Raw genomic sequence first — 13965 nt, forward strand, 5'->3', positions numbered from 1 at the left:
ATCTCCTTCTTTAAATTAATGAATAAAATTATTTGTTTTTTGCCAATACTATATTTACTCTTTCTGTTATTTGATCTGGAGGTATATTCTTAAGGCAAGCATAATCGCCTCTCATGCATGGTTTGTTGCCATATATAGAACAAGGTCTGCAAGGCAGGTCTATCTGCACAGCATTGCTTTCGCTTTGGTTCCATCCCATAAATCCAGAATATGGATGTGTAGAACCCCAAATACTTACAACAGGCACGTTTACAAGAGATGCGAGATGCATGTTGGCGCTGTCCATAGATATCATTACATTAAGATGACTCATCAGAATAAGTTCGTCATATATTTGTTCTACGCTATCACTTACAAACATACATTGTTCATATTTTTTGCACCATGTTGAAAATATCTCAGATTCCTTGTTTCCTCTTCCAAACAAGAATATTCGTAAGTTATTATGACTGGAAATAAGCTTGTTTATTACTTGCTCCATCAGCATGACAGGATATATCTTGCCTTTGTGAGCTGCAAAAGGAGCAATGCCTATCCATTTTTCACCTTCTAGTTTTGAACCTATAAATGATGGGAGAACACTAAGATCACCACCTTCATCAGGAAATATAGATTTGAATTCGCCCAATTTTACGGGATATCCTAACTTTTCGAATACATCTGCATAATTCTGAAACGATGTTGGCTGTTTTACCAGCTCTTTATTGTCCCAACTTATTAGTTTTCTTTTTCCGTTGCGGTGTTTGTTTATATGAGCTACATGATAGCGGTCAAAATTAAACCGTAATCTGAGATATTCGGAGCGTAACACATCATGAAGATCAGCAACAGCTGTAAAGTTTTTCGCCGTCAACCTACGATAAAGGGCATTAAGTCCTTTTACTCCATGGTATTCATCCTTTATGTCTGCTTCCATGAGACCTATATTAGGAGCCAGGTTTTCATAAAACGGACGAGCAAACGGACGACTTAAGACTGTAATCCTGAGATGTGGATATTGTTTAGCTAAAGAATAAACCACAGGTAAGGTCATCGCTACATCTCCTAATGCAGAGAAGCGGATTATCAATATGTGGTCTGATTTCATAACTTAATTTTTGTTGCTGCCATATAATACAGGATTCGTTGCCGGGTCGTTATACATTTTCATCTGTTTGTATACTTTCATGTATTTACGACCGGCAGATATATCGTCCAACAGCTGATTTATAGCTGTAGAAAGGTCTTTCTGCTGTTCAAGCAATACATTCAGTTTTGCCTTGCATTTATCTATATGTTCGACAGAAGCATCTTTGCGTTCCGCCTGCTCTTTCATATGATAAATCTTCAGGGCAAGAATGGAAAGGCGGTCGATAGCCCATGCTGGACTCTCTGTATTTATAGTGGCATCAGCCAAAACTTTAACATCAATGTATTGCTGACGGAAATATGTATCTATATCTTCAACTAGGTCTGTACGATCCTGATTGCTTTTGTCAATTCGTCTTTTAAGTGTTAGGGCTTCTGAAGGATTTATTTCAGGGTCACGTATAATATCTTCAAAATGCCATTGTACGGTATCAATCCAACATTTTTTATAAAGAGTATTTTCTATGGTGTTCTCTTTATATGGATTTAAGATAGGAGTCTCAATATTGTCTTTAATATGATAAGACGTAATAGCTTTATTAAATATACTGTTGCAAAGTTCTGTAAATATCATTATGTAATTTGTATTGATTTAATATGCAAAGCTAAACATTAATTTTTAATTAGCCAATTAAAATTAATAAAATATTGGTTTTTCCTTTGTAATTACATGCCTTTATAGTATCTTTGCGTTTAGTATGAGGATAGTTGTAGATGATAAGATACCATATATTCGTGATGTTATAAGCAGGATTACAGATGATGTAGCTTATATTAAAGGTTCGGATATATCTGCTGCTGATGTGAAAGGAGCGGATGCAATGATTGTGCGTACTCGTACGCGTTGTAACAAAAATCTTCTTGAAGGCAGTAATGTAAAATTCATTGCTACTGCCACAATAGGATATGATCACCTTGATACAGAATATCTTAAGGAGGCTGGTATAAAATGGATAAACTGTCCCGGCTGCAATTCAGGTTCGGTGGCTCAATATATACGTTCTGTACTAATTCTGCTAAATAGATATAAGGGTCTTGTGCCCGAACATTCTACACTTGCTATAGTGGGATACGGCCATGTAGGTAAGAAAGTAAAAGCTGTAGCTGAAAGCATGGGATTCAATGTAATAATTAATGATTTGCCATTGCAGGACGAGGGTTCTGAATTTGATTTCTCAAGTCTGGACGAGATTGCAAAAGTAAGCGATGTTATTACATTTCATGTACCATTAATAAACAATGGTAAATACAAAACGGAACATATAGCTGATCATGATTTCTTTAAGAAGTTATGTAGGCAACCATTTATAATAAATACCAGCCGAGGGAAAGTGGTAGACAACCACGAACTACTATATGCATTAGAAAACGGACTGATTAGAGATGCCATAATAGATACTTGGGAGAATGAACCAAGTATAAATCGCATGCTACTTGACAAAGTCTATATAGGTACACCACATATAGCAGGATATTCTGCAGATGGGAAAGTAAATGCTAATAATATGGTTATAGATGCTTTATGCGAGTATTTCAATATAAAGAACACCTTTCATATAGTACCTCCCCAATTGCCAAAGAATTACAAACTGATAGGAGATAAAGACGATATATCCTTAGGCCTTTATAATCCTCTTATTGATAGCATAAAATTGAAACATAATCCTGAATGCTTTGAAAAATTGAGAGATAATTATCCATTAAGACGTGAATATGAAAACATTAACAGGCGATAGCAATATTGTCATGTTTTTGTAAGTTAAGTGTAAAAAACAGCTGGTTTTATGCACAGATAGGGGTGCTTTGTGCATGTGATAGCTCTTTTTTGCTTAAATAATTTGCGTACTTGAAGAAAAATTCGTTACTTTGCGGCCGAAATTTAAATTAGAAAGTAATTATTAACAATTTAAACATTACAATTATGTCAGAAATTGAATCAAAAGTAAAAGCAATTATCGTTGATAAACTAGGTGTAGATGAAGCAGAAGTTAAACCAGAAGCAAGTTTTACAAATGATCTAGGCGCAGATTCTTTGGATACTGTAGAACTTATTATGGAGTTTGAAAAAGAATTCGGTATCTCAATCCCAGACGATAAAGCTGAAAAGATAGCAACTGTTGGCGATGCTATCAGTTATATCGAGGAGAACGCCAAATAATTATTCCTCTAACATTAATATGGAATTAAAAAGAGTAGTTGTAACAGGTATTGGAGCTGTTACTCCTTTAGGAAATAATTCTGAGGAAACTTGGGAGAATCTTATTTCAGGAGTAAGTGGTGCAGCACCTATTACACAATTTGATACAACCAATTTCAAAACACAATTTGCTTGCGAGGTAAAAAACCTCAATGTAACTGATTACATTGATCGTAAGGAAGCTCGTAAGATGGATCGTTACACCCAGTTGGCTATGATATCAGCTATGCAGGGTGTAAAAGATTGTGGTATTGATCTGGAAACAGAGGATAAAAACAGAATCGGTGTAATATACGGTGTAGGTATTGGAGGTATTCGTACTTTCGAAGAAGAAGTTAAATACTACGGCGTACACGAAGCTGATGGACCTAAGTTTAATCCATTCTTTATTCCAAAGATGATTGCTGATATAGCAGCAGGTCAGATTTCAATCCATTTCGGATTCCATGGCCCTAACTATACTACAACATCAGCATGTGCTTCTTCAACCAATGCATTGGCAGATGCTTTCAACCTGATTCGTTTGGGTAAAGCAAATATTATTGTCAGTGGTGGAGCTGAAGCAGCTATATGTGGTTGTGGAGTAGGTGGATTTAATGCTCTACATGCACTTTCAACACGCAATGATGATCCACAGCACGCATCACGTCCGTTCAGTGCAAGCCGTGACGGATTTATAATGGGCGAAGGTGCAGGATGTATTATCCTGGAAGAACTCGAACATGCTAAAGCTCGTGGCGCTAAGATTTATGCAGAGATGGTAGGCGAAGGCGAAAGTGCTGACGCATATCATATCACAGCATCTCATCCTGAAGGACTTGGAGCAAAACTCGTAATGGAGGCAGCTCTTGACGACGCAGGGATGAAGCCTGAAGATATTGATTATATCAATGTACATGGCACATCAACTCATGTTGGTGATATCTCAGAAGTTAAAGCAATTAAAGATGTATTCGGTGATGCAGCATATAAGCTAAACATCAGCTCTACAAAGTCAATGACTGGTCACTTACTGGGAGCAGCAGGTGCTGTAGAAGCTATGGCTTGTATTCTAGCTGTAAAGAACGACATTATACCGCCTACAATCAATCATGATGAAAACGATAAGGATGAAGAAATAGATTATAATCTTAATTTTACATTCAACAAGGCTCAAAAGCGCACAGTACGTGTAGCTCTAAGCAATACATTCGGTTTCGGTGGTCATAATGCATGTGTTATTTTTAAGAAATATGCTAAATAACATTATTGATAGAATAAAGCTCCCTTTCCACAAGGATAAGGAGCTTTATTCATCTTTATATTCTATCATAGGATTTTATCCCCATAATATAGAATTATATAAGCTTGCCTTAATGCACAAGAGTATTGCTAAAAGGAATGCTAAAGGTAAGCCGGTAAATAATGAACGTCTTGAGTTTCTTGGTGATGCTATACTAGATGCTATAGTTGGTGATATTGTATATAGACATTTTGAGGGTAAACGTGAAGGATTTCTTACTAATACTCGCAGTAAGATAGTACAGCGTGATACATTAAACAAGTTAGCCAAGGAGATGGGTGTAACACAACTTATTATGTCTTCAGGACACAGTTCCTCTCATAACAGTTATATGGGAGGAAATGCTTTCGAGGCATTAGTTGGAGCAATATATCTTGATCAAGGCTATAATGCATGTATGCGTTTCATGCAAAAAAAAATTCTTTCACAACTCATAAACATTGACAAGGTAGCTTACAAGGAAGTAAACTTTAAAAGTAAACTTATAGAGTGGAGTCAAAAAAACCGTGTTAATGTTGATTTCACAATGTTAGATGAGTCAAAAGATGAAAATGGTAGTCCGGTATTCAATCATAAGATTATGATTGAAGGCCTAGAAGGTTGCGAGGGAACAGGTTTTTCCAAAAAAGAAAGCCAGCAACTAGCTGCCAAACTTACTCTTGAGCGTCTTCGTAAGGAACCTCAATTTATTGATGCTGTATTTGCAGCAAAGACATTACGTACTCAGCAAGAAGAAGAACCGGTACTTAATGTTCCTGATACAGAAGATAAAAATGATTTTATTATTCCTGTTGAGGAAAAAATAATTGATGAATGCCAAGAACTAGAAGATGTAGATGTAATTGCAGATACATCTCTTGTAGAAGCAGAAAATAAATCCATATCTGATAACAGTGAAGAATTTGATTTGTCAGATATTACAGCTGTTCCAAAAGAAAAAAACAAAGAAGATATTATTGCAGCTGCTGAATCAGCCGCTTTCTCCGATTTGTGATAAAAAAAGGTAAAAAATTACTCTTTTACGAAAGTTTAAAGTAACTTTGCGAGTTAATTGCGGAGAAAAGAGCTAATATACACTATCTTTGCAGAATTAAGTATGTTGTTATGACTTTAACAAAAATTGCAAGTAAACTGTTTCTTTCAAGACAGAAACAGCTTGAACGACATATAAACGAAGGTGGGGCAATGCAGATGCAAGTGCTTAAATCTATTATAAGTCGTGCTCAAGATACTGAATATGGAAGGAATCATCTATTTTGGAATATCAATAATTACGAGAGTTTTGTAAAAAACGTGCCCGTAAATACATATGAGGAATTAAAGGATGATATTGATCGTATGCGCCATGGCGAAAGTGATGTACTTTGGCCTGGAACAGTGAAATGGTATGCCAAGTCTTCTGGTACGACTAATGATAAAAGTAAATTTATTCCTGTAAGTGCAGATGGCTTGCAAAACATTCATTATAAAGGTGGTGAGGATGTCGTGGCAGTGTATCTGCGTAACAATCCAAACAGTCGTTTGTTTGATGGTAAAAGTCTTATTTTAGGTGGAAGTCATACACCCAACTATAATCTTCCAAACAGTCTTGTTGGAGATTTAAGTGCCATACTTATAGAGAATATTAACCCTTTTGCCAATTTGTTAAGGGTGCCAAAGAAATCTACAGCTTTGCTTTCCGACTTTGAAGTTAAACGTGACCGTATTGCTCACGAGACTTGCAATAAGAATGTAACAAATATCAGTGGAGTGCCATCATGGATGCTTTCGGTATTAAGTAGAGTACTTGAGGTAACAGGCAAAGAGCATATAGATGAAGTATGGCCTAATCTGGAAGTATTCTTCCACGGAGGTGTTGCATTTACTCCATATCGTAAGCAGTATGAACAACTAATTACTTCATCTCAAATGAAGTATATGGAGACATATAATGCTAGCGAGGGTTTCTTCGGTTTGCAGGATGATCCTAACGATCTTTCTATGTTGTTGATGCTCGATTATGATGTCTTCTATGAGTTCATTTCTATGGATGAATATGGCACAGAGAATCCTACTGTTGTACCTTTATTGGGAGTAGAATTAGGAGTAAACTATGCAATGTTGATATCTACATCATGTGGATTGTGGCGATATATGATAGGTGATACTGTCAGTTTCACATCAAAAAATCCTTATAAATTTGTTATTACCGGTCGTACTAAGCATTTTATTAATGCTTTCGGAGAAGAACTTATCGTTGATAATGCCGAGAAGAGTCTAGCATATGCATGCCTAAGGACAGGAGCAGAAGTGTCTGAATATACTGCCGCGCCTGTGTTTATGGATGATAAGGCAAGATGTCGCCACCAGTGGCTGATAGAATTTGCAAAAGATCCTGCAGATATTACTGAATTTGCTGAGATACTTGACAAAAAACTACAAGAGATAAATTCTGATTATGAAGCTAAGCGCTTTAAAGATATTACACTGCAGCATCTGGAACTGGTAAAAGCACGTAAAGGACTGTTTAACGACTGGCTTAAGTCAAAAAATAAACTTGGAGGGCAGCATAAGATTCCACGTTTGAGCAATAGCCGTGATATCATAGACCAAATGCTTGAAATGAATTCTGACACTGAAAACAGCAATTAACAATGATAAAAAGAACGCATCTGAAATATATATTTATGTCGATGAGTCTTCTCTGCATAATATCATGTGCAAGAATGGGACAGCCTGATGGAGGATGGTATGATGAAACACCTCCCCAGATAGTTGGATCTTCACCAAAAGACAAGGCTGTGAATGTCAATTCACATAAAATATATATATACTTTAATGAGTTCATACAATTAGATAACCCAACCGAGAAGGTTGTCGTGTCACCACCACAAATGGAAGTTCCCGAAATCAAAGGCGAGGGAAAGAGAATAATGGTAGAATTGAAAGATTCACTTAAGAAGAATACAACATATACAGTGGATTTCTCTGACGCTATATCAGATAATAATGAGGGGAATCCTTTAGGTAATTTTACCTATAGCTTTTCTACAGGAGAAAAGATAGACACTCTGGAAGCATCAGGATATGTTCTAAATGCAGAGAATCTTGAACCTATAAAGGGTATTTTGGTTGGTCTTTATAAGAATCTTTCTGACACGGCATTTGTTAAGACACCGCTGTTGCGTGTATCAAGAACGGATAGTCGTGGTCACTTTATCGTAAAAGGAATAGCTCCAGGCACTTATCGCATATATGCCCTTCAGGATGCCGATGGCAACTATATGTTCAATCAGAAGAGTGAGATGATAGCTTTCAATAAAGACCTTATCACTCCTTCTTGTAAACTTGACGCACGTCCTGATACGTTATGGAAAGACTCTTTGCATATTGATTCAATAAAGTCGGTACCTTATATTCATTATTACCCCGACAATATAGTATTAAAGGCATTTAAAGAAGTCCAGACAGATAGATATCTGTTGAAGTCGGAAAGAACAACGGCAGATAAATTTACATTGTTTTTCAGTTATGGAAGCAATAAATTGCCTATTATACATGGACTCAATTTTAATGAAAAGAATGCTTTCATTATTGAACCTACAGAAAAGAAAGATACCATTACATATTGGTTACGTGATACTGCCTTATGCAATCAGGATACACTGAGGATGCAACTGCAGTATATGGCTTCAGACAGTACCGGGACGCTGCACGATAAAACAGATACCCTGGAAGTGCTCTCAAAGGACACATATGCCAAAAGATTGAAGAAACTTGCCAAAGATCACGAGGAATGGGAAAAGAAACAAGAGAAGGCAAAGAAACGCGGTGAACATTACGAGACGGTAATGAGACCCGAATCCTTAAAACCGGATTATGGTCATTTGGGTGAGATGGATCCTGATAAGAATGTAATAATAAAAATGCCTACTCCACTAGTAAAAGTGGATACAGCCGGTATACATCTTTATTCAAAGCATGACACTTTATGGTATAGGGCCCCGTTCAAATTCCAGAAGTTGGATTCAATACCTCGTACTTATGCTATATTGGGAGAGTGGAAACCCAGTGTGGAATATAGTCTGGAGATAGACAGTGCTGTGTTTACGGATATATATGGGAAAGTTTCCGATCCATTGAAACAAGGTATCAAGATTAATCCGTTAGATACATATAGTTCACTTTTCGTCGACATACAAGGAACACAAAGTAATAATTTGATAGTGCAACTGCTTAATTCTTCAGACGGGGTAATAAAAGAGGTAAAAGCTAAAAACGGCCGTGCCGAATTCTATTATTTAAAACCAGATAAGTATTATCTGCGAGCTTTTGAAGACAATAACAACAATGGCAAATGGGATACCGGATTATATTCTTCAGGCCTTCAGCCAGAAAATGTCTATTATTATCCTGCCGCTATAACATGTAAAGCTAAATGGGATGTCAACGAATCATGGAATGTAAAAGCTGTGGATCTGTCACGCCAGAAGCCAATTGAGATTACCAAGCAAAAACCTGATAAGGAGAAAAAACTTAGACAGCGCAATGCAGAACGTGCCAAAAGTATGGGATTAATATCCGTAGAGAAATAATGACAGTGTATAAACTCATAATAAGATAAAATGATGAAAAATATTAAGTCACTTATGTTATCTTGTACCATTCTGATATCTTCTATATCAGTATCTGCCCAATGTCCTGTAGAAAATCAGGCATTCAAATCCGGTGAGTTCCTTACATATAACCTTTATTATAATTGGAAGTTTATATGGGTAAAGGCTGGTACGGCTTCTATGAGTACTGTCCTGAGCCGTTATAAAGGTCAGCCTGCTTACCGCGCAAGTCTTATAACAAGAGGTAATCATAGGGTAGATGATTACTTTGTGCTACGAGACACATTACTCTGTTATTCTCGTGAAGATATGGTGCCTTTGTATTATCGCAAAGGAGCACGCGAAGGTAAGAGATACACAGTAGATGAAATATGGTATTCTTATCTTAATGGCAATAGCTACCTTCGTCAGCACCGTCTTAACAATGATGGAAAAAATGAGTGGAAAAATTCACAATATAAAAACTGCATCTACGATATGATGAACATATTCCTATGCGCTCGTAGTTACAATCCTGCAAGCTGGCAGATAGGTCACTCGGTAAACATACCTTTGGCTGATGGTAATAATGTTACTCCGGCTATACTGAAATATCGTGGCAAAACAGTTATAAAGGCAGATAACGGGGTAAAATACCGTTGTCTCACTTTATCATATATAGAGAAAGACGATAATAAGATGAAGGAGATAGTACGCTTCTTTATTACCGATGATGAAAATCATATACCGGTACGCTTGGATATGTTCCTTCGTTTTGGTAGCGCCAAAGCTTTCCTTACAAATTTTAAAGGGGTAAAGAACCCTATATCATCAAGAGTAAATTAATAAAATATATGAAATCTCTGACAAGTAATAAGACATTCTGGTTGTTGTTGCTGATATGTATTTTAACAATAATCCCTTTTTTAGGGTTATATGACTATAATACAAAAGGTGAACCGAGAGAGTCTATAGTATCTTATACGATGCTCGAAACAGGTAACTGGATTCTTCCACGCAATAACGGTGGTGAGATGGCATACAAGCCACCTTTCTTTCATTGGTGTGTAGCAGGTGTATCTGCTATAAATGGTAAGGTAACAGAGATGACCTCACGTGTCCCTTCTGCAGTTGCATTTATTATACTCGTAATGGTTACCTTTGCGTTCTATCTTAAGCGTAAGGGGCAGAAGGTTGCTTTTATATCTGCATTACTTATGTTAGGATGCCTTGAGTTAGCCAGGGCCAGTTGCAACTGTAGGGTAGACATGGTACTTACCATGCTTACAGTATGTGCATTATATTGTTTTTACGAATGGTATGAAAGGAATCTGCGTGGAATACCTTGGCTTGCCATAATACTTATGAGTCTAGGTACGCTTACCAAGGGACCTGTTGGAGCTATAATACCATGCCTTGTTACAGGTATATTTCTGCTTATAAGGGGAGTTAAGTTCTATAAGGCATTTTTCTTACTTCTATTGTTTGGTATAATGTCTCTTGTACTGCCTGCAATGTGGTATGTAGCTGCATACCATCAGGGAGGTCAGGCCTTTTTGGATCTAATGTACGAAGAGAATATCGGTAGAATGACGAATACGATGAGTTACGATTCGTGTGTCAACCCGTGGCCCTACAATATCCTTACTCTTATTGTAGGTTATCTGCCATGGACATTATTGGTAATAATTTCATTATTTGGATTGTCATACCACAAATTTAGTGGAGGTACATCTATCTTGTGGCATCGTTTTGTTGCTTGGATCAAGAATATGGAACCACTTGATTTGTTTTCTTTCGCTGCAATAGTCATTATCTTTGTATTCTATTGCATACCTCAGAGCAAGCGTAGTGTGTATCTGATGCCGATGTATCCGTTTATGGCTTATTTCCTTGCCAGATATATAATGTGGCTTACAGCAAAGCGCTCAAAGATAATCATAGTCTACGGTGGCATCATATCAATAATCGGTATCATGCTTTTTGCGACGTTTATTGTTGTCAAGTGTGGATTAATACCAGATACTATATTTCATGGTCGCCATGCTATCCAAAACATAGCAATACTACATGCTATTGAGAATGTAAGTGGTTTATTGGCCTGGACATGTGCACTCATACCAACTGCCTTGTGCGTCTATTGGTGGAAATATATTGGTAATCATAAGATCGGTGATGGACATATATATGGAATGTTGGCAATGGTAATAACCGTATTCCTTGCTGTAAATGTATCTTATAAACCAGGTATACTCAATGCTAAATCTTCTAAACCAATAGCCTTACAAATAGATAAGTTGGCTCCACAGAGTCAAGGCAAACTATATGAATATATAGAAGGCGGGGTAACGGCTAAAGGTGACCCTGTACATTTCTTCGAGTTAAATTTCTATCTTGGTAACAGAATAGGAAGTTTTTATCATGAGCAACCATCTTCCGGTTTCCTTATTATAAGCGATGATGATGCAAGAAACGATCTTGGTCAATATGTAAAGAAGGGATACCATTTCGAATTACGCCATCAATTATTAAATAAGGCTAATGGCCAGACACTATTCCTCTATCATTTTTTACGCGAAAAAGTATAAACAAAGTGTAGTATCAAAAAGTTTATTGGTACTACAATTATCATAACCAAAATAGGAGATAACAACTTGCTGAACCCTAACAATAAAAATAGGTTTAGCAAGCCCATCTCTAATATGTAATTGATAAGATGGCTGAATCCAAACCCTACAACATTCTTGGATGAAGGTTTAGCTTTAAATGTAAAGAATGTGGTAAGTCCGTAATTACATATCAGACCTACACCATATCCGGCTGTATATGCTATATTGTAATTGGCTACCATGAGTACCAGACAGTATACCCCATAGTGTATACCTGAACATATAGTTCCCACGATGCCGAAACGGAAAAACTGCCAGAATTTTGCTTGCCATTCAGGATGACTGGCTATTATTGCCTTCAACTTATTTATCATTCTTGTCCAGCACGTCTTTAATATTGTACAGAGGGCGTCCTTTCACTTCTTTATATATCTTACCAACATATAGTCCTACAACGCCAACAGAGATCAAAGTAATGCCTCCTACAAACCATATAGAAAGCATCAATGATGCCCATCCATGAACGGCCGTGTGAGACCACAGGGCATATAATACGTAGAAACCGATAAGAATACTTATAAATATGAATATGATACCAAGATACATGATCCCATAGATAGGTTTAACAGAGAATGACGTAATGCCGTCAAGAGCCAGGCTCATCATTTTTTTAAGAGTATATTTTGACGATCCAGCCGTACGCTCTGATATTATATCGTCCACAGTCGTTGATGGGAATCCTAGCATAGGGATAAGTCCCCTTAGATAGAGATTCTTCTCTTGGTATTTTGCAAGAGTATCAAGCACTCTCTTGCTCATGAACCTGAAATCAGCATGGTTGTACACACTCTCCACTCCCATCTTGCTCTGCAATTTATAAAATGCAACAGCAGACATGCGTTTGAGCACAGGATCAGCCTTACGCGAAACCTTTACACCGTATATGATATCATATCCATTTGCATAATCGTCTATCATCTTCTCGATGGCACTAAGATCGTCCTGTAAGTCGGCATCGATAGTGATAACAGCATCACTCCATTCTTTAGCCGTCATCATACCAGCCATAATAGCCGACTGATGCCCTACGTTGCGTGCCAGATTAAGCCCTTTGAAGTGAGCATTATCCTTATGGAGTCTGCTTATTATGCTCCATGTTGAATCCTTACTGCCATCGTTTACTAAAAGTACGAAACTGTCTTTAGAGATTTTGTCTTTCTCTATTAATTCATCAAAAAGTGCTGTTAGTCTCTTTGCTGATTGGTCAAGAACTTCCTCCTCGTTATAACAAGGAGATACGATAGCTAGTTTAATCATTATTTAGATCCTTTTTTTAATTCTGCGGTTTTTATTTCTGTAAATTCCGAAAATGTGATAAATTCATAACCTTTGCCCTTAAGCATTTTTATAAGTGAGTCGAGTCTGTCTTCCATGCCCTTTCCGCTGTGGTTCTTTATGATGAAAGGCATCTTGAATTCAGGATGTTTTTTCAGTTCATAAAATTCCCATGGGTGGAAGTATGTAACAAAATATCCGTCATGTTTCAATACACGCCTTATCATCCAGTGATATAATGCTGTAGGCAGATTGTGGCAAGACAACCAGAATAGCGGAAACCTTATCCAAGGAGTCACTGATGATGGAATCTCAAGCACGTTGCCTCTCATAAAACAAGTTCGTGGGCAAGTAAGATGTATATATCTTCCCGGTATGAAAGCCGGATTAAGAGAAGAATTGTATTTGAAACCTTCATCCTCTATATCTTTGTCAGATACAGGGAACATTCTTGGCTGACGATAACCATTTGCAGTAATACCTGTTAGTTGTTCTATTATCTTCTTAGATTCTTTTACGTCTGTATCTTTTGGCTCCCAATGGTCACATCCATGACATGCTACTTCATGGCCTTCGTCCATGATACGTTTCATTGTTTCCGGTGAATTCTTTGCAAAGTTAGCTGTACAGAAAAAAGTGGCTTTTACGTTGTTCCTTTTCAGGCAGTCCAATATTTTGTTAGTACCATATACAGATACTTTCATAGCTTCGTCTAGCGGGAAATCCACTCCGTGCTCACGTGGCACGTCAAATTCTTCAGTATCAAAACTTAATAATATCATTATTGCAATAATTAATTATTTGCAAAAATACTCAATTTATTTCTAAATTAGATGCATT

General features: G+C 37.0%; 13 protein-coding genes. 8 read left to right on the forward strand and 5 right to left on the reverse strand.

The annotated features are described in order from the left end of the window. Positions 1–28: 28 nt before the first annotated feature. Together XYLOR_RS10840 and XYLOR_RS10845 are read right to left on the reverse strand one after the other, a co-directional pair. Positions 29–1087 carry a glycosyltransferase family 9 protein gene (locus tag XYLOR_RS10840; RefSeq protein ID WP_036879412.1) on the reverse strand — a complete coding sequence of 353 codons (1059 nt, stop codon included), beginning with the start codon at positions 1085–1087 and terminating at the stop codon, positions 29–31. Positions 1088–1090: 3 nt separating this feature from the next. After that, the gene (locus tag XYLOR_RS10845; RefSeq protein ID WP_036879413.1) at positions 1091–1702 is read right to left on the reverse strand and encodes a DUF4254 domain-containing protein; all 612 of its coding nucleotides are present in this window, start codon (positions 1700–1702) and stop codon (positions 1091–1093) included. 124 nt (positions 1703–1826) lie between these two features. Between XYLOR_RS10845 and XYLOR_RS10850 the strand changes: the two genes are divergently transcribed. The 8 genes from XYLOR_RS10850 to XYLOR_RS10885 all read left to right on the forward strand — a co-directional run bounded on the left by XYLOR_RS10850 (position 1827) and on the right by XYLOR_RS10885 (position 11769). Beyond that, entirely contained in the window at positions 1827–2864 is a 1038-nt protein-coding gene (locus XYLOR_RS10850; RefSeq protein WP_036879414.1) for a 4-phosphoerythronate dehydrogenase, read from the forward strand. 185 nt (positions 2865–3049) lie between these two features. Continuing rightward, positions 3050–3286, forward strand: coding sequence for an acyl carrier protein (locus XYLOR_RS10855; protein ID WP_004347843.1), 237 nt, complete (start codon positions 3050–3052; stop codon positions 3284–3286). Positions 3287–3305: 19 nt separating this feature from the next. Further along, positions 3306–4568: a beta-ketoacyl-ACP synthase II gene (fabF, locus tag XYLOR_RS10860; protein WP_036879416.1), complete on the forward strand. Its 1263-nt coding sequence runs from the start codon at positions 3306–3308 to the stop codon at positions 4566–4568. Beyond that, the gene (gene rnc, locus XYLOR_RS10865; RefSeq protein WP_036879418.1) at positions 4558–5601 is read left to right on the forward strand and encodes a ribonuclease III; all 1044 of its coding nucleotides are present in this window, start codon (positions 4558–4560) and stop codon (positions 5599–5601) included. The genes fabF and rnc overlap by 11 nt, the downstream gene beginning before the upstream one ends. A gap of 110 nt (positions 5602–5711) precedes the next feature. Then, positions 5712–7238 carry a GH3 auxin-responsive promoter family protein gene (locus tag XYLOR_RS10870; protein ID WP_036879421.1) on the forward strand — a complete coding sequence of 509 codons (1527 nt, stop codon included), beginning with the start codon at positions 5712–5714 and terminating at the stop codon, positions 7236–7238. Between the two features lie 2 nt (positions 7239–7240). After that, positions 7241–9181: an Ig-like domain-containing protein gene (locus XYLOR_RS10875; RefSeq protein WP_245602004.1), complete on the forward strand. Its 1941-nt coding sequence runs from the start codon at positions 7241–7243 to the stop codon at positions 9179–9181. A gap of 33 nt (positions 9182–9214) precedes the next feature. Continuing rightward, positions 9215–10027, forward strand: coding sequence for a DUF3108 domain-containing protein (locus tag XYLOR_RS10880; protein ID WP_036881040.1), 813 nt, complete (start codon positions 9215–9217; stop codon positions 10025–10027). Between the two features lie 8 nt (positions 10028–10035). Continuing rightward, a complete protein-coding gene (locus XYLOR_RS10885) occupies positions 10036–11769 on the forward strand; it encodes an ArnT family glycosyltransferase (protein ID WP_036879426.1) in 1734 nt (577 codons plus the stop codon). Here the strand turns inward: XYLOR_RS10885 and XYLOR_RS10890 are convergent. The 3 genes from XYLOR_RS10890 to XYLOR_RS10900 are packed head-to-tail and all read right to left on the reverse strand — an operon-like array spanning position 11745 to position 13907. Then, positions 11745–12164 carry a GtrA family protein gene (locus XYLOR_RS10890; protein ID WP_036879429.1) on the reverse strand — a complete coding sequence of 140 codons (420 nt, stop codon included), beginning with the start codon at positions 12162–12164 and terminating at the stop codon, positions 11745–11747. The two genes, XYLOR_RS10885 and XYLOR_RS10890, sit on opposite strands and share 25 nt — an antisense overlap. Then, positions 12154–13107 (reverse strand): glycosyltransferase family 2 protein, encoded by a 954-nt coding sequence (locus tag XYLOR_RS10895; RefSeq protein ID WP_036879431.1) that lies wholly within the window; start codon positions 13105–13107, stop codon positions 12154–12156. Before XYLOR_RS10895 ends, XYLOR_RS10890 begins: the two co-directional genes overlap by 11 nt. Then, positions 13107–13907, reverse strand: a complete 801-nt coding sequence (locus tag XYLOR_RS10900; RefSeq protein WP_036879434.1) for a polysaccharide deacetylase family protein — start codon at positions 13905–13907, stop codon at positions 13107–13109. Before XYLOR_RS10900 ends, XYLOR_RS10895 begins: the two co-directional genes overlap by 1 nt. Positions 13908–13965: the final 58 nt, after the last annotated feature.

Source organism: Xylanibacter oryzae DSM 17970, from assembly GCF_000585355.1.
GTDB lineage: Bacteria > Bacteroidota > Bacteroidia > Bacteroidales > Bacteroidaceae > Prevotella > Prevotella oryzae.

Bases quoted from the DNA above. Each gene is read 5' to 3' on its own strand.
- XYLOR_RS10875 (WP_245602004.1), top strand. From the start codon at position 7,241: ATGATAAAAAGAACGCATCTGAAATATATATTTATGTCGATGAGTCTT.
- XYLOR_RS10855 (WP_004347843.1), top strand. From the start codon at position 3,050: ATGTCAGAAATTGAATCAAAAGTAAAAGCAATTATCGTTGATAAACTA.
- XYLOR_RS10885 (WP_036879426.1), top strand. From the start codon at position 10,036: ATGAAATCTCTGACAAGTAATAAGACATTCTGGTTGTTGTTGCTGATA.
- fabF (WP_036879416.1), top strand. From the start codon at position 3,306: ATGGAATTAAAAAGAGTAGTTGTAACAGGTATTGGAGCTGTTACTCCT.
- rnc (WP_036879418.1), top strand. From the start codon at position 4,558: ATGCTAAATAACATTATTGATAGAATAAAGCTCCCTTTCCACAAGGAT.
- XYLOR_RS10845 (WP_036879413.1), bottom strand. From the start codon at position 1,702: ATGATATTTACAGAACTTTGCAACAGTATATTTAATAAAGCTATTACG.
- XYLOR_RS10900 (WP_036879434.1), bottom strand. From the start codon at position 13,907: ATGATATTATTAAGTTTTGATACTGAAGAATTTGACGTGCCACGTGAG.
- XYLOR_RS10840 (WP_036879412.1), bottom strand. From the start codon at position 1,087: ATGAAATCAGACCACATATTGATAATCCGCTTCTCTGCATTAGGAGAT.
- XYLOR_RS10850 (WP_036879414.1), top strand. From the start codon at position 1,827: ATGAGGATAGTTGTAGATGATAAGATACCATATATTCGTGATGTTATA.
- XYLOR_RS10890 (WP_036879429.1), bottom strand. From the start codon at position 12,164: ATGATAAATAAGTTGAAGGCAATAATAGCCAGTCATCCTGAATGGCAA.
- XYLOR_RS10895 (WP_036879431.1), bottom strand. From the start codon at position 13,107: ATGATTAAACTAGCTATCGTATCTCCTTGTTATAACGAGGAGGAAGTT.
- XYLOR_RS10880 (WP_036881040.1), top strand. From the start codon at position 9,215: ATGAAAAATATTAAGTCACTTATGTTATCTTGTACCATTCTGATATCT.
- XYLOR_RS10870 (WP_036879421.1), top strand. From the start codon at position 5,712: ATGACTTTAACAAAAATTGCAAGTAAACTGTTTCTTTCAAGACAGAAA.